The 20037-nt window shown below is 44.1% G+C and carries 14 protein-coding genes and 1 pseudogene; 8 read left to right on the plus strand and 7 right to left on the minus strand.

Annotated elements, in window-relative coordinates; translation table 11 throughout:
* Together ABYB02_RS06345 and ABYB02_RS06350 are read left to right on the plus strand one after the other, a co-directional pair.
* Positions 1-220, plus strand: a pseudogene (locus tag ABYB02_RS06345) (Na+/H+ antiporter NhaC family protein); the annotation flags it as partial.
* Between the two features lie 119 nt (positions 221-339).
* Positions 340-1128, plus strand: a complete 789-nt coding sequence (locus ABYB02_RS06350) for a nucleoside-binding protein (protein WP_372761620.1) — start codon at positions 340-342, stop codon at positions 1126-1128.
* An 83-nt stretch (positions 1129-1211) separates the two neighbouring features.
* Here ABYB02_RS06350 and ABYB02_RS06355 read toward each other — a convergent pair whose 3' ends face one another.
* Positions 1212-2009: a M48 family metallopeptidase gene (locus tag ABYB02_RS06355; RefSeq protein WP_372761621.1), complete on the minus strand. Its 798-nt coding sequence runs from the start codon at positions 2007-2009 to the stop codon at positions 1212-1214.
* A 196-nt stretch (positions 2010-2205) separates the two neighbouring features.
* On the opposite strand from ABYB02_RS06355, the gene ABYB02_RS06360 reads away from it, so the two are divergent.
* On the plus strand, positions 2206-3408 hold the full coding sequence (locus tag ABYB02_RS06360; protein ID WP_372761622.1) for a Bcr/CflA family multidrug efflux MFS transporter: 1203 nt from the start codon (positions 2206-2208) through the stop codon (positions 3406-3408).
* Between the two features lie 27 nt (positions 3409-3435).
* On the opposite strand, the gene grpE is transcribed toward ABYB02_RS06360, so the two are convergent.
* Together grpE and ABYB02_RS06370 are read right to left on the minus strand one after the other, a co-directional pair.
* Entirely contained in the window at positions 3436-4050 is a 615-nt protein-coding gene (grpE, locus tag ABYB02_RS06365; RefSeq protein WP_372761623.1) for a nucleotide exchange factor GrpE, read from the minus strand.
* A 58-nt stretch (positions 4051-4108) separates the two neighbouring features.
* Positions 4109-5074 (minus strand): HrcA family transcriptional regulator, encoded by a 966-nt coding sequence (locus ABYB02_RS06370; protein ID WP_372761624.1) that lies wholly within the window; start codon positions 5072-5074, stop codon positions 4109-4111.
* 166 nt (positions 5075-5240) lie between these two features.
* Here ABYB02_RS06370 and nadK point away from each other — a divergent pair, with 166 nt between their 5' ends.
* The 3 genes from nadK (at position 5241) to recN (ending at position 8506) form a co-directional block, all read left to right on the plus strand.
* Positions 5241-6125 (plus strand): NAD(+) kinase, encoded by an 885-nt coding sequence (nadK, locus tag ABYB02_RS06375; protein ID WP_372761625.1) that lies wholly within the window; start codon positions 5241-5243, stop codon positions 6123-6125.
* Positions 6126-6198: 73 nt separating this feature from the next.
* Positions 6199-6741 carry a hypothetical protein gene (locus ABYB02_RS06380; protein WP_372761626.1) on the plus strand — a complete coding sequence of 181 codons (543 nt, stop codon included), beginning with the start codon at positions 6199-6201 and terminating at the stop codon, positions 6739-6741.
* Between the two features lie 91 nt (positions 6742-6832).
* On the plus strand, positions 6833-8506 hold the full coding sequence (gene recN, locus ABYB02_RS06385; RefSeq protein WP_372761627.1) for a DNA repair protein RecN: 1674 nt from the start codon (positions 6833-6835) through the stop codon (positions 8504-8506).
* Positions 8507-8551: 45 nt separating this feature from the next.
* On the opposite strand, the gene ABYB02_RS06390 is transcribed toward recN, so the two are convergent.
* From ABYB02_RS06390 to ABYB02_RS06405, 4 genes are all read right to left on the minus strand, one after another.
* The gene (locus ABYB02_RS06390; protein ID WP_372761628.1) at positions 8552-10669 is read right to left on the minus strand and encodes a S8 family serine peptidase; all 2118 of its coding nucleotides are present in this window, start codon (positions 10667-10669) and stop codon (positions 8552-8554) included.
* Between the two features lie 114 nt (positions 10670-10783).
* Positions 10784-12199 (minus strand): FAD-dependent oxidoreductase, encoded by a 1416-nt coding sequence (locus ABYB02_RS06395; protein WP_372761629.1) that lies wholly within the window; start codon positions 12197-12199, stop codon positions 10784-10786.
* A 9-nt stretch (positions 12200-12208) separates the two neighbouring features.
* Entirely contained in the window at positions 12209-16666 is a 4458-nt protein-coding gene (gltB, locus tag ABYB02_RS06400) for a glutamate synthase large subunit (protein WP_372761630.1), read from the minus strand.
* Positions 16667-17541: 875 nt separating this feature from the next.
* On the minus strand, positions 17542-17880 hold the full coding sequence (locus tag ABYB02_RS06405) for a Grx4 family monothiol glutaredoxin (protein WP_372761631.1): 339 nt from the start codon (positions 17878-17880) through the stop codon (positions 17542-17544).
* 265 nt (positions 17881-18145) lie between these two features.
* On the opposite strand from ABYB02_RS06405, the gene ABYB02_RS06410 reads away from it, so the two are divergent.
* Both ABYB02_RS06410 and ABYB02_RS06415 read left to right on the plus strand, forming a co-directional pair.
* The gene (locus ABYB02_RS06410) at positions 18146-18727 is read left to right on the plus strand and encodes a superoxide dismutase (protein ID WP_372761633.1); all 582 of its coding nucleotides are present in this window, start codon (positions 18146-18148) and stop codon (positions 18725-18727) included.
* 219 nt (positions 18728-18946) lie between these two features.
* Positions 18947-20037 (plus strand): PrkA family serine protein kinase (locus ABYB02_RS06415; protein ID WP_372761632.1); only part of this gene is annotated, 1091 nt, incomplete at its 3' end.

The following is a 20037-nucleotide window of genomic DNA, read 5'->3' on the forward strand; positions in this document are numbered from 1 at the left end:
ACTCGCCGATGACGGCAACATAAGCGGTAAACGCTCGGCCAGCTTGCTCGATATATTTGCCTGTGTAACGCAAGGTACCTTACCTTATGGCGCACAAGCACTGTTATTAGGCGCTACCTTTAAAATTAGCCCGTGGGAAGTGTCGACCTCGTCTTACTATTGTTTTATTTTAGCCTTTAGTGCCATTGCGGTGATCTGCCTACGCCGCAATAAAGCCTAAATGGGCATGACACCTTGTCGCTTAGCAATTAAGTGACAAGGTGTCATATAATCATTAACAAATCCCCCCCCTTTGCATATAATAGCGCTCCCGCGTGTCACACTAACTATTATTATTTTATGAAACTTAAAAAATTACTTCCCGCTTTATGTTTAAGCACTTGTGTTTTGTCTACCTCGGCTGTTGCCGCTAACTGGAGCAGTACTGCTTTACACGTTAACTATGGCAAACAAACCAATCCCTTCTCAGAGCAAGAAGCAGATACCACAGTGTATTCTGTACAGCATGCCTCGGGTTACGATTACGGCGATAACTTTTTCTTTATTGATTACAGTAAAGACGACCTTGATGATGGTTTTCAAGACGCTGACTTTTATGGTGAATGGTATTCAACCGTTAGCTTGTCGGCAATCACTGGCGAGAAAATTGGTTCAGGTGCGTTAGTTGATGTGGGTTTAACCATGGGCATTAACGTTGCTGGTGACGCGAAGGTAATGAAATATTTACCGGGTGTGAAATTAAGCTGGAATGTCCCTGGGTTTAATTTCTTGCAAACACTTGTCACCGCTTACGTTGATGACAGTGAAGGGGTTGCTAAAGGCGGCGCACCCACTGAAAGCAACAGCTGGATGTTTGATGTGGCGTTTGAGTACCCTTTTATGATTGGCGCACAAAAGTTTAGCTTTAAAGGCCACGCCGAATACATTGCTGAGCGCGAAAATGAATTTGGTCAAGATGTACGCGCGTGGTTTTTAGCGCAACCCATTATTACCTGGGATCTCGGTCATGCGCTGGAAATGAAAGAAAATACCTTACTGCTAGGCATGGAGTGGCAATACTGGCATAACAAGTTTGGTACTGATGTAACCGAGTCGGTGCCACAGCTGCATGTTGAGTGGACGTTCTAAACGCTACTGTTCAAGCGCTAAAAGTAAAAAGCCTGGCAGTGTAAACTGACAGGCTTTTTTAATGAATAGCAATTAACGCTAAATTACAGGTTGCACTGCGGGTTTTTGCCCCGCGCTTTAGCTGCTTTTTGGGCACTTAACGCTTGGCTCATTTGTGCTTGTAAATCTTTGATACGACTTGCCGGTGCTGGGTGCGTTGATAAAAACTCTGGTGGCGCTCCGCCGCCGGCTTTACTCATATTTTGCCACAGCGTGACTGACTCTTTAGGATTAAACCCTGCCTGTGCCATTAAGTCTAAACCAATTTCATCGGCTTCCGACTCGTGAGAGCGACTAAACGGTAACACAACCCCAAATTGTGCACCTAAGCCTAAGCCTTGCATGATCTCATTACGATACTGCACGTTACCCATTTCTAGTGCCGCACCGCCGAGCTGTAACCCCGTTTGCAGCAGTGAGCTTTGCGATACCCGCTCATTTGAATGCTCTGCAATGACATGGCCCACTTCATGCCCTATAACACTGGCCACTTGGTGCTGATTCGTGGCAACTTTCAACAGCCCAGTATGCACGCCTATGTACCCCCCCGGCAGCGCAAATGCGTTGGCTGAATCGTCTTCAAATACCACCACTTCCCACTGTTGCCCGGCGTATTGCGCTGGTAACACAGCAATCACTTGCTCAGCAATACAATTAACGTATGCGTTGGTTTGCGGATTCGTGTTAATAGGCTGCTTTTTTTTCATTTCAGCAAAACTGGCGGTGCCCATTGCACTCATTTGCTGATCAGAATAAAGCGCTATTTGGGTGCGCCCCGTGGGTGAGGTTTTACACCCTGCCAGTACTGCCGTTGCTAATATTGCTATAACGAGTTTTTTCATTATATTCCCTTAAACCATCGATTTTATTACCACTAGAATAGCAAACACCTGCGCCGTTTAAAATAATTGCTTTTCGTAAGCTCAAGTGCTGTTCGCGTAAATGCCACTAACTATAAAGTTAGCAGGCAAACTAAGTTTATCCAAGCAGTGTGCCCTGTTACACTATAGCTCTGTTGAGTAATCATTGAGTTTATCCATGGACGCCACAGCTTCGTCTTTTAATACCCGTATTTTATTGCCACTATTAGCCAGTATTGTCGCGATTACCCCGTTAGCGATTGATATGTATTTACCGGCCATGTTGGTGATTGCCAGTGAATTACAAACTAGTATGCCTAAGGTGCAAATTTCACTGAGCATCTATTTAGCCGGTTATGCATTAGGCATGTTGTTTTTTGGTCCGATTGCCGATCAAATTGGCCGTCGCAAGCTGGCTAAAATAGGCTTAACCTTGTTTGGGCTCAGCTCGCTGGCACTTGCGTTTACCAACGACATTCATACATTTTGGGCACTGCGCGCCATACAAGCGTTTACTGGCGCCGCCGCCACCGTGGTGGTGCCGGGGATCATTCGTCATGTTTATAAACACAATACCGCCAAAGGCATGTCGTATGTGTCGATGATCATGATGGTGGCACCGTTGCTCGCCCCTTCAATTGGCTCGCTGATCTTAGGCTTTTCGACATGGTCAACTATCTTTTTAACACTGGCCACTTACAGCTTTGTTATTTTAGCCTTTGTGCATATGTATTTAATTGATATTCCAATTTATAAAAGCCAACGCACCGGGCTGGCACTGTTTTTTGCAAGCTATAAAATAATACTTAGTAATAAACACGCACGTGCCGATATTTTTAGCTCCATGTTTGTGTCATTTGGCTTCTTTTGCTTTTTAACCTCAGTGCCATTTGTTTATTTAGATTTATTTCACGTTTCTGAGCAACTGTTCGGTATTTTATTTGCCTTTAATGTGATGGCACTGATGTTTGGCGCCTTTTTAAATACTCGCGTGGTGCCCCGTATTGGCTCGCGTAAAATGCTGTATTATGGCTTGCTGTGTGGTTTTGTTGCGGGTGCTGCTTTATTAACGTTTAGCCTGATGCAGTTGTCGCTGTATTATATTGTCGCGGCCATTGCGCCACTGATGATGAGCCTTGGCATCATAGCCAGCAATGCCGATTCATTGATTTTAATGAAATTTGAGGAAAATACCGGCACAGCCACGGCTGTTATTGGTACGTTACGCTTTGGCAGTGGTGCCTTAGTAGGGCCATTGTTAGTAATATTACACGCCAAAAGTGCCGTGCCGTTTTCAAGCTTAATGTTTGCTGCGGTGTTATGTACCGCGCTTGCCCAGCTTATCCATTATTTAGTAGACAAAAAAAATGCCTCACTATGAGGCATTGTTCTCTAACTAAATAACTAATTATGCTTCATCTGCCGCTTTAGACACCATCACCATAGCAGGGCGTAATAAACGTCCGTTTAAGGTGTAGCCTTTTTGCATTACAGCTAATACCGTATTTGGCGATACATCGTTGCTTGGTTGAATTGACATGGCTTGATGAAAATCTGGATTAAATTGTTCACCTTGTGGGTTTACAATTTCAACGCCAAATTTAGCTACCGCATCATTAAAGCTTTTCACGGTCATATCAAGCCCTTCAAGTACCGGCTTCAATGATTCGTTTTCTTTATCAGAAAACTCAATCGCACGCTCTAAGTTATCAATTACTGGTAGTAATTCATTAGCAAATTTTTCTAGGGCAAACTTATGCGCTTTTTCTACATCTTGTGCAGCACGACGACGCATATTTTCTACATCAGCAGCAGCGCGTACTACGCTGTCTTTTTGATCATTAATGGTTTGCTTAGCCGCTTCTAGTTCAGCATAAAGCATCGCAATTTCAGCTTCAGGGCTTTGCTCTTGCTCTGCATGTTGCTCAGCTGCTTCAACGGCTGCTTCCACATCGGCTTCCATTTTTGCTACGTCTTCGTTTAATTCTACTTCTTGCTCTGGGTTCTGTGTCTGCTCAGACATATATTAGTTACTCCAATTCTTTACAACTGCGGTAATTATGGGGATTGAATAAAAAGATTCAAGAGTTAGACGTCTCAATTAATTTAAATTCTTGGATTATTTTTTCTATTGGCGCCGATTTCGGACAAATGACACAAAAACGACTTTGATATTCTTGATTTTGAAAATACGGTAAACTAATTACTATCAGTTCGTTACAGTCACTAAACGGTAAGTTTTCGGTAGTAAGCACCGAGACACCATTTTTAAACGCCAATTTATCTTCAACAAAATTTAAAAACGACACGCCAATATTTAAACTTTGCTCACAATCTATTTTTTTATACAGGTAGTTTTCACCAACCACAATGCTGTTATCCGACCCCAGCTTGAGGCTTAGCTCTCGTGTCCATTGTTTTAATGAAGTATGGCAATTTCGCGGTGCGGTATTCGCCATGGCTTGCATACGATATAAGCCTTCCATTAAAGTTTGTTGGCTAAAAACGGTATTTAACCACGTCGCAAATTGATACCGTACCGAGTCACTGGCGTCATCCGGTTTATTAATACAGATGTTATGACTTTGCCCCGCTCTATCTATAAGTAGCATCAACCAGCTGTGTGCATCGAAGTCTAACACTTCCACTCTAAACACATGTTGCGAACGCACCTGCGGCAAGCCAACACAACAACATACTTGATAGCGCTGGCTTAAACCATGCGCGAGCTCTACTAATTGCGTTTGCGTAGGCTGCCAGTAATTTGCTATTGAGGCTAATGAAAAAAACGCCTCAAACCAATAATCAAACCCCTCATCGGTTGGCACTCGCCCCGCTGAAATATGCGGCGAATATAACAAGCCAAACTTTTCTAATCGTGCCATCGCATTACGCACCGTGGCAGAGCACACCGCCATGCCTTTTTGCTTGGCAATTTTAGTTGATGGCACTGGCAAACCTTCGCCATTGCAATACATACTCATAACAGCAGAGAATATCTGTTGGTCTCGTGGGTTTAGTTTCATCATATCTACATCTTGTTTCATGTGCTTTATATCGGGGCAGTGACACGTTATTTCAAGTAATTAGCGGTGCCTTTAGCAAAATTTTGCACGCACCAAGCAATTCCTTATTTTATTGCTAAGATCTGTATTTTCAAACACTTCTATTTTAGGTTACTCTACAAGTATTAAAACTTGCTGTGTATTTATTATGGACTCTCCTTTTAACACTATCGGCCTTATAGGTAAACCCAATCACCCTGATGCCGGAGCCACATTACAACGCCTACATACATTTTTGCTCGCACTGGGCTTTGAGGTGATTGTTGAGAAACGCACGGGAAGCCAACTGACTGATATCCCAAAAGATAAGCTTGTAAAACTGGTTGATCTCGGCGCACAAGCCGACTTAGCTATTGTGGTTGGCGGCGATGGCAATATGTTGGGCGCCGCGCGAGTTTTAGCACGTTTTGACATCGCTGTGATTGGTGTTAACAGAGGCAATCTGGGGTTTTTAACCGATTTAAACCCCGAAGGATTCGAAGCGAGCTTAGAGCAAGTGCTGAGTGGCGAGTATATCGAAGAAAAACGCTTTTTACTTGAAGTAGAAGTGTACCGCCATAACGAGCTAAAAAGTGCCAACTCAGCGGTCAATGAAGCAGTATTACACGCCGATAAAGTCGCCCACATGATCGAATTTGAGGCGTTTATAAATAACGACTTTGTGTTTTCACAGCGCTCTGATGGGCTAATTGTATCAACGCCGACGGGCTCAACGGCCTACTCTTTGTCGGGCGGCGGCCCTATTCTGACCCCAGAGCTCAATGCCATGGCACTGGTGCCGATGTTTCCGCATACCTTATCTAGTCGCCCTCTTGTAGTTGATGCCGATAACGAAATTAGGTTAAAACTCAGCTTAGAAAACACCGATAGTTTACAAGTCAGTTGTGACAGCCATGTGGTACTCGCTTTGCTACCAGGTGATGAAGTGCTGATCAAAAAAGCTGACAAAGAGCTGCGTTTAATTCATCCAAAAAACTACTCTTACTACAATGTATTACGTCAAAAGCTTAATTGGGGTAGTCGGTTATATTAATTTATTGCTAAGCATAGCACTTTAGCGCAAAATATCTGTTTGAATTAATTAACCTTATTAGGAATATACGGCGATGACCTACATTGTTTTTGTTACCATATTATTATTAATTACGTTACTGGGTAGTTACTTAGTTGTTGAAAATAATCGTAAAAAAGCAATCGAAGCGAAAAAAAAGCTGTTTAATGACCGCGTCGCGCAAACCCATACGCGGTTAAAAATAAAGCTCAATGAGTTATTAGAAGCGAAAGTGATTCGCCCTAAATATATGCAACGTTTTCAAGCTATTGTGGGAAACTTTTTTGTTGTTCAGGCGCACACGGAAGAAAATCTGCAAAAATTAGAAGCCATTAGTAGCTTATTAATTAACACCCTTTCTGCAGAATTAATTAAAGTATATCAAAACGATGATAGGCAAAGTTTCGCTGACCGTATCCAGTACTTTGTTGCTGAGCTGCCGCAGCAAGGTATTTTATATAACAAATCGTTTTACCATGACATTTTACCCGCGCTGATCACCACACTGCACACCGAAGAGAATTCGCAAGATACTGATATTAATAGTGATAATGACAGTTTTATTGTTGAGGATACGAAAACACCTCCCGCCAGCTAACACAGCAATGCTGTAACTCGTTAAAATTTAATTTGCAAAATACCAAAACACTGTATAAATTAACAGTTAATTGACTGGATGGATAAACAGTATGTTAATTGGTTTAGAAATTAAAAATTTTGCAATTGTAAGTAATTTAAGCACCGAATGGCAAAACGGCATGACCGCAATCACCGGCGAAACCGGCGCCGGAAAGTCGATTGCTATTGATGCGTTGTCGTTATGTTTAGGTGGCCGAGCCGAAGCGTCGGCCGTACGCCCCAGTAGCGAAAAAGCCGAAGTCTGTGCGCAATTTGACCTCTCTGCTCTGCCACTTGCGCAAGCGTTTTTAGAAAAAAACATGCTCAACAATGCGGATAATGAATGCTTATTACGCCGTGTGGTATGCAAAAATGGCCGTAGCAAAAGCTACATTAATGGCAGCGCTGTTACCGCGGCACAGTTAAAAGAGCTGGGGCAGTATTTAATTTCTATTCATGGTCAACACGCCCATCAACACTTATTAAAAGCAGAGCATCAACTGCAGCTGCTTGACGCGTACGCCGGCCATCAGCAATTAGTAAGCAATGTAAGCCAATGCTATAAACAGTTTGCTAACTTACAAAAAGAATTTAAACAGTTAGAGCTTGAGCAACAACAGCAAGCCGCACAAAAACAACTATTAGAATACCAAGTCGCTGAACTCGATGAGTTTGCTTTGCAAGTTGATGAATTTGAACAAATAGAAGCGGAGCATTATAAACTCAGCAATAGCCACACTATTTTAGCAACGTGCCAGCGTGAGTTACAGCAGCTATACGAAAGTGACGAGCTCAATGCCTGCTCGGTATTACAACACAGCGCGCAACAATTTGCTGAACTGTCGCAGTATGACGAGAGCCTTGCCAGTGTAGCGGCATTACTCGCTGAAGCTGCGGTGCAAGTTGAAGAAGCCAGCCGTGAAGTACGGAACTACACTGAGCAAGCCGAGTTAGATCCGGCGCGTTTAACGGAAGTAGAAAACCGCTTAAGCGGGGCTATGGATCTCGCCCGTAAACACCATATAAAGCCACAACAATTAGTGGAGTTTCATCACACTATTGCACAACAGCTAGAATCAATCAGTAACAATAGCGCTCGCTTAGCTCAGTTAGAAACAGAGATAGCAACAGCACTTAGTGCCTACCAGCAAGCAAGTGAACAACTCAGCCACAGCCGCGCCGCGTATGCCAATACCCTAAACGGTTTGATCAGTGAAAGTATGGCTAACTTGTCAATGGAAAATGGCGTATTTGAGATTGCTTTGACGCAGGAGCCAGAGCGCGCCCCGAATAGCCTAGGATTTGATACCGTGTCGTTTTTAGTATCAACCAACCCTGGGCAGCCATTGCAACCGCTTGCTAAAGTGGCATCGGGTGGGGAACTGTCGCGTATTAGCCTGGCGATACAAGTTATTATCGCACAAAAGGTGACCACCCCGACGCTTATTTTTGATGAAGTAGATGTGGGTATTTCAGGTCCTACGGCTTCGGCTGTGGGTAAACTATTACGCCAACTCGGCAAATCAACACAGGTTATTTGTGTTACCCATTTACCACAAGTGGCTAGCAGTGCCCATCAACAGTTTTTTGTTGCTAAAGAGATAGCACAAGGCGAGACGTTTACTCAGATGCTGCCATTAAATAATGATGGCCGTATTAATGAAATTGCGCGCTTGCTTGGCGGTGACAACATTAGTAAAACCGCTAAAGCAAATGCAAAAGAACTGATTATGGTACACCATTAAAAAGGGTAGGCTAATAGCCTACCCTTTTTATCTAACATGCCTTAATTAATTAGCAACCACCACCTGCCAATCAATTGTGTACGACGTCGCCGCACTCAAGTAGCCTTTCACTTTAAAGGTATACTCGCCCGCTTGATTAATATTAAGTTCAATCACCTCTGGGTTATCAAGAGTGCCCGCAGTCGCTAGATCTTCACCATTGGCGTCTGCAATTGCAAAGTCTAAATCGGCAAATGGCTGCCAACTTAATACCGCTGTTACTGCAACCACGTTGTCGGCCACTGTTACCGTGTGCTCGTCGATGGTGTACACCGGATCAATGCCTTGACCGGTTGCATCAACACTTGCTGATGGACCCATAATGCCTTCAATCGCCGGCATCGCTTCCACTGAATATGACACGCCCGCTTCGGTTAAGCGTCCGTCTACTTCAAAGCGGTCAAATTCAACCACACCCGACACTGTTCTGATCTCAATGTTGTGCGCATCATCCGATAAGCCTTGAATGCTGACCGTTATATTTTCATCTTGTTCGCCTGCCAGGCTCGCGGTTTGGTATTCGATACCATCGATGAGAATTTTTGCTACACCATTCTTAGAAGCGCTAAAGTGTGCTTTTACTCGCTCACCTCTAAAGCTTGAATAGGCAATTTTACCGGCGCCTTTAGCTTTGTTGTAACTACCACCATACGCACTCTCTGATGAAACTTCTTTCCACTTACCCGCATAATTGACTAAGGGGTTGGTATTATCGCCCTGTTGCCACGCACCATTACTCGCATATTTAGTATCACCGGCTAAAAAGTGGTGCATGCGACCTTCGGTTTGTAATGCTAACTCCACGGCTTTAGCCATATTGATGTGTCCCGCTCCCACCTCATGAGGGAGGTACTGACGACCGGTTTCATCAAACATATCATCGGCACTGGCTTTTAAAATATCGTCGATTTGATCCGGCGATAGATGTGGGTTTGCCTCTAGTAACACCGTAGCGGCACCCGCTACAAATGGTGTCGCCATTGACGTGCCGCTCATTGTGGCGTAATAAAGGTGGTATTCAGGGTTCGCTGGATCAATCACTGGGCCCAATGCCGGTAAAGGGGTATTAGCAGCGCGCGCTGAGTAAATTGTTGAGCCCGGTGCAGTAATGTCTGGGGTTTTAATTTCATCACCCGGAACACCGCGGCTTGAAAAGCCAGCTAATTTTCTATCGGGAGTGCCTGCTGCAACATCAATAACCCATGGCGCAACGGCATACACGTTTAAAGTATCGTTATCTGAGCCATCATTACCGGCTGCAAAGGTCACAACCATACCGCGTTTATAGGCTTCAAAAGAGGCTTTATTAATAGGGTTATTCGGATCAAAATTACTACCTGCACCACCGCCCCAGCTATTGGTGATAACATCGATATCGTACTTTTCTTGATTAGCGAGTGAATAATCAAACCCTTGTAATGCATGTAAGATGGAGATTGCTTCACCTGCCCCGATACCAACCATTTTTGCATCCGGTGCAATCCCATCATGTAAGTTTGGGCGTGTATCGTCATCGGCAGACGCCGCACCACTGCCCGCCACGGTGCCCGCAACGTGCGTACCATGACCTGAGCTGGTATCGGTATTTGGCACGCCTTCTAAATTTGCGGTCAGGCCGTAAAGGTCTAAATCGTTGACCAATTTAACATTTTGAATGGTTTTTTCACCCAAGGTTAAATCTGGGTGAGTCGCATCAATCCCTGAATCTACAACGGCAACTACGCCACCTTTACCAGTAAATTGGTAATTGTCGTGCACAAAATGGCCACCGGTAATTTCGCCTGAGTTATAATTGTAATAACGTAATGGCGCATCATAATACACGCTCTTCACGGCTGGGTTGGCTGTTAATTGCGTAATTGCATCTGGCGTTAACGTTGCGCCTACCATAGGCAATTCTTTTAGTGCTAAGTAAGGAACCCCTAAATTTTGCATCACTGCATGTGCATCGCTGGTATTATTAAAACTAATTATGACTTTAATCGCAGAAAGTGAACTAGTTGATAGCGCCTGTGTATCAGTAAGCTGAGCTGATAATTGTGGGCCAATGATCGCTTGCGCTTGAAGTGAAAAGCTACTGACTAAGCCAATACCCGCAAGTAAACTTGAAATTTTAGTTCGCATTATTCTTTCTCCTGGATAATGTTACATTTTTGTAACTACCGAGATATAGTCTCAAGAGAATATGCACAACGATATCAGGGAAAACCCCTACCTTGCGGTAGGGATCCCCCTAGCTTATACGCCTAAGTAATCCATAATGCCTTCGGCCGCATTACGTCCTTCAAAAATAGCCGTTACCACTAAATCTGAGCCACGGACAATATCGCCACCGGCAAATATTTTTGGGTTAGTGGTTTGATGAGTAAATTCCCCCTGCTCTGGTGCGTTAATGCCGCCCCAGTGGTTAATTTCTACACCGTACTTCGCTAACCAGTCCATTTTATGGGGCTTAAAACCAAACGCTAATATCACTTGTGTGGCGGCAATAATATGCTCTGATCCGGGCACCTCTTCAGCACGACGACGCCCTTTTTCATCGGGCTCACCAAGCTGGGTTTTCACCATCTTAACGCCAGTCACATGGCCTTTTTCATCAACTACAATACCTTTAGGTTGCACGTTGTAAGTAAACTGTACCCCTTCTTCTTTGGCATTTTTAACTTCGCGTTTCGAGCCCGGCATGTTTGCTTCATCACGACGATAGGCACAAGTCACACTGGCTGCATTATGGCGAATAGACGTGCGCACACAATCCATCGCAGTGTCCCCGCCACCAAGTACCACCACGTGTTGATTCGCCATATCGATATAAGGCTGCTGAGCTTCAGCGTAGCCCATAACTCGATTAGTATTGCCAATTAAAAACGGCAGTGCATCGTGTACGCCTGGTGCGTCCTCGTTTTCAAGGCCTGCGCGCATACTTTGATACGTGCCCACCCCTAAAAATACCGCATCGTAATCTGCTAAAATCTGTTCAAGGGTAATATCCACCCCCACCTCAACATTGAGCTGAAACTCGACACCCATTTCGGTAAATATTTCGCGGCGCTTTTGCATCACTGCTTTTTCTAGCTTAAATGATGGAATACCAAAGGTAAGTAAGCCGCCAATTTCGGGGTGGCGATCAAACACCACAGGTTTCACGCCATTGCGTACTAAAATGTCAGCGCAACCTAACCCTGCAGGCCCCGCGCCAATAATAGCAACCTTTTTATCGGTCCACGTCACGTATGACATGTCCGGCTTCCAGCCCATTTTAAACGCGGTATCGGTAATATACTTTTCGATATTACCAATCGTAACCGCACCAAATTCTTCATCGAGCGTACACGCCCCTTCGCATAAGCGGTCTTGTGGGCACACGCGGCCACATACTTCAGGGAGCGAGTTAGTGCGATGAGACAGCTCTGCCGCCTCAAGTATGCGCCCAGTGCGGATTAATTTTAACCATTGTGGAATATAGTTATGTACCGGACACTTCCACTCACAATAAGGATTACCGCAATCTAAGCAGCGATCAGCTTGCGAATTAACCTGGCTGGCTGAAAAGGGCTCGTAGATTTCTACAAACGATTTTTTACGTGACGAGATAGGTTTTTTACGTGGATCAACCCGTTGCACGTCGATAAATTGATATACATTTTCGCTCATACTGCCCCCTTATTGCGCCTGAACACGTAGTTCGGCACTACTACGAGCGCGATGCCCGAGTAAACTTTTTACGTCGCTTGATAGTGGTTTCACTAATTTGAACATGGGTAAATACAGCTCAAAATTAGCTAAAATTGTCTCTGCTCGGCACGAACCGGTTAGCTCTAAATGCTCAGCAATTAAACCGCGTAAATGCTCTTGGTGTGACGCCAGCGACTCCAGTGTTACGATTTCAACCAACTCGGGGTTGATGCGTTTTTCACAGTCGCCGCGCTCATCTAAAATATAGGCAAAACCACCGGTCATGCCGGCACCAAAGTTAACTCCTACATGGCCAATAACACACACCACCCCGCCGGTCATATACTCACAGCCATTATCCCCCACGCCTTCAACAACGGCTTGCACCCCGGAGTTGCGCACAGCAAAACGTTCACCGGCACAGCCTGCGGCAAATAATTTGCCCCCTGTTGCACCATATAAACAGGTATTCCCTATAATCGTGGCTTTATGGCTATCAAATGCTGAGCCCAGAGGTGGACGAATAACCAGCTTGCCTCCTGCCATGCCCTTACCAACATAATCGTTGGCATCACCCACTAAGGTCATTTCCAGCCCGCCGGCATTCCATACACCAAACGATTGGCCGGCGGTGCCATGTAGCTCGATTTTAACAGCATCAGCGGCCATACCTTGGTTACCATGCAACGAAGCAATATATCCCGATAACATAGCCCCGACTGAACGGTCGGTATTACAAATACGACTCACCAGTGAAATACCACTTGCTGTGTCAATTGCCTGTTTGGCTTTTGTTAATAAATTTTCGTTTAGCGCACCTAAGTAATGTGAGCTATTAGGGGCACTGCAAAACAACGTTTCACCCGTAGGGTTATTCGGTTGTGTAAGCAGCGCTGATAAATCTATTTTTTGTTGCTTGGCGGTTTTTCCGGCAATCGCTTCTAGTAAATCAAAGCGACCAATCAAGTCGGTTAACTTAGCCACCCCTAAGCTTGCCATTATTTCACGCGCTTCTTGGGCGATAAATTTAAAGTAGTTCATCGCCATTTCCGGTAAGCCGTGATAATGGTTTTGACGCAACGTTTCGTCTTGAGTTGCCACTCCCGTAGCACAGTTATTTAAGTGGCAAATTCGTAAGTATTTACACCCTAGTGCCACCATAGGTCCAGTGCCAAAACCAAAGCTTTCTGCGCCTAAAATAGCGGCTTTAATAATATCTAAACCGGTTTTTAAACCGCCATCGGTTTGCAAGCGAATACGATGGCGTAAACCATTTTCCACTAACGCTTGCTGGGTTTCCGCCAATCCAAGCTCCCATGGACTGCCGGCATATTTCACCGAGGTTAGCGGGCTTGCGCCGGTGCCACCATCGTAACCTGAGATAGTTATTAAATCGGCGTAGGCTTTAGCTACACCGGTGGCGATAGTGCCGACTCCGGGCTCAGACACCAGCTTTACCGAAATAAGGGCTGTAGGGTTCACTTGTTTCAAGTCAAAAATCAGTTGTGCTAAGTCTTCTATCGAATAAATATCGTGATGCGGTGGCGGTGAAATAAGTGTCACCCCTGGTACCGAATAACGTAGTTTAGCAATATAGGGCGTTACTTTTTCACCCGGTAATTGCCCCCCCTCGCCGGGTTTGGCCCCCTGCGCAACTTTAATTTGAATAACATCAGCACTGCGTAAATAATGCGGTGTAACACCAAAGCGTCCAGAGGCGACTTGCTTAATGCGCGAGTTTTTTTCAGTGCCATAGCGTAACTTGTCCTCCCCCCCTTCACCTGAGTTTGAAAAGCCTCCTAGGCGGTTCATCGCAATCGCCAGTGCCTCATGGGCCTCTGGCGATAAGGCGCCAATACTCATCGCGGCCGAATCAAAGCGCTGATACAGGCTCTCTGCCGGCTCTACAGCATCAATACTTATGCCGCTATTTGGTAACTTTAGCGCTAACATATCGCGTAAGGTGGTTATTGGCCGTTCATTCACCAGCTTGGCATACTCAGTATAATCACTGTAATTACCCGAACGTACTGCTTTTTGCAGCGTTTGAATCACATCAGGGTTGTAGGCGTGATACTCGCCGCCATGCACGTATTTAAATAATCCACCATGGCTTAATAATTTGCGTTTGCTAAATGCCAACTTATGTAAGCTTTGCTGATCGTCATCGAAATCACTAAAACACGCCCCTTTAATTCGACTTGCCACGCCGTTAAAGCAGCTATCAACAATTGCATTCGACAAGCCTACCGCTTCAAATAACATTGAACAGCGATATGAGGCCACAGTACTAATGCCCATTTTTGACATTATTTTATATAAGCCTTTATTAATTGCATTGCGATACGCGAGGGTGACTTCACTATAAGGTTTGTTAATTACTTTATCATCGCTCATCGCCACCAGCGATTCATAGGCAAGATACGGGTAAATTGCAGTTGCCCCAAACCCTAATAACACCGCAAATTGATGGGCATCGCGGACACTGCCAGTTTCAATAATAATATTGGATTCGCAGCGTAAGTTATTATCAACTAGACGCTTTTGCACGGCTCCCACGGCCATAGCAGCCGGAATAGGTAAATGCGTTTCATCAAAATCACGATCGGTTAATATCAACATAATACAGCCGGCTGCGGCTTTTTGTTGCGCTTCATCACAAATACGCGTCACCGCGTTTGCTAATCCTTCAGCAGCTGTATAGGTAATGGCAATTTTACAGCTGCTGTAATGCACTTCATCGGCTTGCAACAATTGCTGCATATCGGCATACATTAAAATAGGGGTATCGAACTGCAGACGTTTAGCATGACCGGTGGTTTCATTAAATACGTTTTGTTCACTACCGATACAGGTTGCTAACGACATCACGTGGTTTTCACGTAACGGATCAATCGGTGGATTGGTCACTTGGGCAAACTTTTGCCGAAAATAATCGTACAACGAACGATGTCCTTCGCTCAGAACTGCGAATGGCGTGTCGTCGCCCATAGAGCCGGTGGCTTCTTGACCATTTTCACCCATAACGCGGATCACACTATCTAACTCTTCATTGGTATAGCCAAACATTTTTTGATACTTAACCAAGGTTTCGTCATCAAATGAGCGATTACCCGCATCTTGCTCGGTAAGCTGCTCAAATGGGGTGAGGCGTTTTACGTTCTCTTCAAGCCAGGCTTTATAGGGATGACGTGATTTTAAGTCTTGATCGATTTCATCGGAGTGCCAAATTTTCCCCAATTTAGTATCGATTACTAGCAGTTCACCGGGGCCGACACGGCCTTTTTCCAGTACTTCATCAGCAGTGTAATCCCAAATACCCACTTCAGAGGCTAAGGTAATAAAGCCATCTTGGGTGATCACATAGCGCGCTGGGCGTAAGCCGTTACGATCTAAGTTACACGCTGCAAAGCGGCCATCCGACATCACAATACCCGCTGGGCCATCCCATGGTTCCATATGCATTGAATTAAAGTCGTAAAATGCGCGTAAGTCATCATCCATGGCACGGTTTTTTTGCCATGCCGGCGGCACTAACATGCGCATGGCACGAAACAAATCCATGCCCCCAGCTAAAAACAGCTCGAGCATGTTATCTAAGCTAGATGAATCCGAGCCCGTTTCGTTAACAAAGGGCGCGGCACTTTGTAAGTCAGGTATCAGTGGTGACGAAAATTTGTACGCCCGCGCGCGAGCCCACTGACGATTTCCTGCAATGGTATTTATTTCACCATTGTGCGCTAAGTATCTAAATGGCTGGGCTAACGGCCAGCGAGGCTGGGTATTGGTAGAAAAACGCTGATGAAAAACACAAATGGCACTGGTCATGCGAATATCCGCTAAATCCAGATAAAAGTGCGGTAAATCAGCAGGCATCATCAGCCCTTTGTAAATGGTAACTAACCCCGATAAACTGGCAATATAAAACGTTTCGTCGTTTACTATGCGCTTTTCTGCACGGCGGCGTGCTACATATAAGCGTCGTTCTAAATCTTTAGAGCGCCAACCTTCTGGCGCGCTTACAAAAACTTGCTCAAACCTTGGTAATTGTTTTAGGGCAATGGGCCCGAGCATAGACGGATCCGTAGGCACTTCTCGCCAGCCTAACACCGTCAGCGTTTCTTGTGCGAGTTCTTCGCTTAATATAGTTTTGGCTGTGTCTGCTAACAGCGGATCAGTATTTAAAAAAACCATCCCTACCGCGTAGTTTTTCCCTAAATGCCAATTGTGCTCACTGGCAATTGCGCGAAAAAAGCTATCGGGTTTTTGCAATAATAAACCACAGCCGTCACCGGTTTTGCCATCGGCAGAGATGCCACCCCGATGCTCCATACGATCAAGCCCCGTTATGGCAGTACGGATCAGCCGATGACTTGCTTGACCATTAACTTGGGCAATTAAGCCAAAGCCACAATTTTCTTTTTCTAAACTTGAGTCATATAACATAACTGCTCCCCTTGCTGCGCTGTTAACGTGGATGAACTGCTCGACAATGTGCTAACAGGCGACAAAAATTAGCGTTATTACCACGCTGAGTCAATACTTTTATGAATATATATTCATAAAAGTGAATTTTACGCTTTAACCAAATTCGCAGAATAAAACCACTTAAAATTAACAATCACCATTATATTGCGATTAAAAAGCAATTGACACCGGTATCTATTTTAATTAAATGTAAAATCACAATCGAATAAACCGCAGTTTACGTAAACGTAAGCCACACTTTAGATGAATAAATATTCAAGAACTGGCTTTTATGGTTGGTTTTTGTCCGTTTCTGCTTATTAAGCTTAAGTTTGCTTTTGTATGACTCATTTTTTCAACGCTAAGCGCGCTGTAAAATGCGTGTACATTATAAGGGGGCGCTGTTATTAAATAACCTGAGCGCTGAATAAGAAAGCTATCTCTAGTCGCTATTTTCTGTATTAACTGCGTTGAATTTACTTGCAATAAGCCCGCTATTGACCTGTAAACTCGCCTTGTTTTGACTAAAAATCAGTTAAGCAACTTCAGGTTAAAGAGGGATTGATCGTTTGGTTATTTATAAAGCAGGGTTTGAATGTGGCTGGCGAGAAGATAAAGTGTAGCGTATAGGCGTGGGGTTTACCTGCACGTAAAGGGGGATTGCTTGTCACTAGCTACAATGTGCAGGTGCAGTAAACGACAGCTAAAACGACTCGATTAAACAGCCGATTATTTCAGCATTATAATAAGGCATCAATCATTGCGCTGGTGCGCATAGCAATAATTACCTACGCATAAAATAACAAAACCACTATAAAAGTGGTTTTTGTTATTTTGCAGGGTATGTTAACGCTTTACTCTGCGTCAGCGTCTTTATATTTCGCTGCAGTTTCAGCTATTAGTGGTTGTAATTCACCACGCTGGAACATTTCAATGATAATATCACAACCACCGATCAACTCGCCCTCTACCCAAAGTTGTGGGAATGTAGGCCAGTTTGCATATGCAGGAAGCTCAGCACGAATGTCTGGGTTTAGTAAAATATCAACATATGCAAATGGTTCACCGCATGACATTAATGCTTGTGATGCTTGTGAAGAAAAACCACAGTTTGGTAATTTAGGCGATCCTTTCATGAACAGGATAATTGGGTTTTCTGAAATTTGCTGTTTAATTTTATCAATGGTTTCCATCTACAACCTCAAAGTACGATAGTTTTATATACCTAGGCCTTGAAATAACTCAATGTGACCATAGATCTATAATTTATAATGGGCAAATAAAGCCGCAATTGAAATAGTCTTTAGCAATAGCATTGCTGTTTGCTAAAACTTGAGTAGAATACTCAGCAATTATAGTAACACTATATTCCCGTTTGGTATAGGTAACTGGCTTGTTACAACAGGCATTAACTATTACTAAATGGACTATCAACCAAAAGAAGATGGAGATAAAAAAATGGCATTTGAACTACCGTCACTACCGTATGCAATTGATGCGCTTGAGCCACATATTTCAAAAGAAACGCTAGAGTTTCATCATGGTAAGCACCATAACACTTACGTGGTAAAGCTTAACGGTTTGATCCCGGGTACTGAGTTTGAAAACAAATCTTTAGAAGAGATTGTATGTTCTTCAGAGGGCGGCGTATTTAACAACGCAGCACAAATCTGGAACCACACATTCTACTGGAACAGCTTATCTCCAAACGGTGGTGGTGAACCAACTGGCGCAATAGCAGATGCTATCAACGCAAAATGGGGTTCTTTTGATAAGTTTAAAGAAGCACTAAACGACAAAGCAGTAAACAACTTTGGTTCTAGCTGGACGTGGTTAGTTAAACTTGCTGACGGTACACTTGATATCGTAAATACTTCTAACGCAGCAACTCCATTAACTGATGAAGGCGTAACACCTATCCTAACTGTGGATTTATGGGAACACGCTTACTACATCGATTACCGTAACGTGCGTCCTGATTACCTGAAAGGTTTTTGGTCGCTTGTTAACTGGGAATTTGCAAACGCTAACTTCGCTTAATTAGCGCAATAAGCTAATTTAAAAAGACGCTACGGCGTCTTTTTTTATGCAACTTTTTCTCTGTTTTGCTGTTGCCAAAACAGCCTGTAAAGCCTCTTTGATAATCTGTCAAGGTCATAATATATAATATAAATTTTTAATTTTATTGCACAAAATTCCAAAATCAAGACTAGACTTTAAAAAGGTAAGATATTTTTAAAGTGGGTTTTGGAGGTCTTTATGACGATTTTTGATCATTACCAAGCGCGATACGAAGCAGGCCAAGAAGAAGAGTATACGGTTGCTGAGTTTTTGGACATTTGTAAAACCGACAAATCAGCCTATGCTAGTGCTCCTGAGCGTCTACTGATGGCCATTGGCGAGCCGCAAATGGTGGATACGGCAACCGATGCCCGCTTAAGCCGGCTATTTTCAAACCGCGTCGTTGCCCGCTACCCTGCCTTTGCTGATTTTTACGGTATGGAAGACGCTATCGAACAAATTGTGTCTTATTTAAAGCATGCCTCGCAAGGGCTTGAAGAGTGCAAACAAGTACTTTATTTACTCGGCCCTGTAGGTGGGGGTAAATCATCGATTGCCGAAAAACTGAAATATTTAATGCAGCAAGTGCCGATTTATTCAATTAAAGGGTCACCGGTGAACGATCACCCCCTGTCTTTATTTGACCCAATTGAAGATGCCACCCTACTGGAACAAGAATATGGGATCAAACCACGTTATTTAAAAACCGTGATGTCGCCATGGGCAGGCAAGCGGCTGCGTGAATTTAATGGTGACATTAGCCAATTCAAAGTGGTTAAACGTTACCCGTCGATTTTAAATCAAATTGCAATTGCTAAAACCGAGCCTGGCGATGAAAACAACCAAGATATTTCAGCTTTAGTCGGTAAGGTCGACATTCGTCAATTAGAACACTATGCCCAAAATGACCCCGATGCCTATGCCTACTCGGGCTCATTATGTTTAGCAAACCAAGGGTTAATGGAGTTTGTGGAAATGTTTAAAGCGCCCATTAAGGTGCTACACCCACTGCTTACGGCCACTCAAGAAGGTAACTATAATGGTACCGAAGGCATAAGTGCCCTGCCGTTTAATGGCATGATTTTGGCTCACTCAAATGAATCGGAGTGGCAAACATTTAAAAACAATAAAAATAATGAGGCATTTTTAGACCGCGTCTACATAGTTAAAGTGCCTTATTGTTTACGGGTGACCGAAGAAATTAAAATTTATGACAAATTGCTGCAACACAGTGAGTTATGCAATGCCCCTTGTGCGCCTGGTACGCTAAAAATTTTAGCGCAGTTTAC

The organism is Pseudoalteromonas sp. (genome assembly GCF_041613455.1).
Taxonomy (GTDB): domain Bacteria; phylum Pseudomonadota; class Gammaproteobacteria; order Enterobacterales; family Alteromonadaceae; genus Pseudoalteromonas.

Bases quoted from the DNA above. Each gene is read 5' to 3' on its own strand.
- nadK (WP_372761625.1), top strand. From the start codon at position 5,241: ATGGACTCTCCTTTTAACACTATCGGCCTTATAGGTAAACCCAATCAC.
- ABYB02_RS06395 (WP_372761629.1), bottom strand. From the start codon at position 12,199: ATGAGCGAAAATGTATATCAATTTATCGACGTGCAACGGGTTGATCCA.
- ABYB02_RS06350 (WP_372761620.1), top strand. From the start codon at position 340: ATGAAACTTAAAAAATTACTTCCCGCTTTATGTTTAAGCACTTGTGTT.
- recN (WP_372761627.1), top strand. From the start codon at position 6,833: ATGTTAATTGGTTTAGAAATTAAAAATTTTGCAATTGTAAGTAATTTA.
- ABYB02_RS06380 (WP_372761626.1), top strand. From the start codon at position 6,199: ATGACCTACATTGTTTTTGTTACCATATTATTATTAATTACGTTACTG.
- ABYB02_RS06410 (WP_372761633.1), top strand. From the start codon at position 18,146: ATGGCATTTGAACTACCGTCACTACCGTATGCAATTGATGCGCTTGAG.
- gltB (WP_372761630.1), bottom strand. From the start codon at position 16,666: ATGTTATATGACTCAAGTTTAGAAAAAGAAAATTGTGGCTTTGGCTTA.
- ABYB02_RS06370 (WP_372761624.1), bottom strand. From the start codon at position 5,074: ATGAAACAAGATGTAGATATGATGAAACTAAACCCACGAGACCAACAG.
- ABYB02_RS06405 (WP_372761631.1), bottom strand. From the start codon at position 17,880: ATGGAAACCATTGATAAAATTAAACAGCAAATTTCAGAAAACCCAATT.
- grpE (WP_372761623.1), bottom strand. From the start codon at position 4,050: ATGTCTGAGCAGACACAGAACCCAGAGCAAGAAGTAGAATTAAACGAA.
- ABYB02_RS06390 (WP_372761628.1), bottom strand. From the start codon at position 10,669: ATGCGAACTAAAATTTCAAGTTTACTTGCGGGTATTGGCTTAGTCAGT.
- ABYB02_RS06355 (WP_372761621.1), bottom strand. From the start codon at position 2,009: ATGAAAAAACTCGTTATAGCAATATTAGCAACGGCAGTACTGGCAGGG.
- ABYB02_RS06360 (WP_372761622.1), top strand. From the start codon at position 2,206: ATGGACGCCACAGCTTCGTCTTTTAATACCCGTATTTTATTGCCACTA.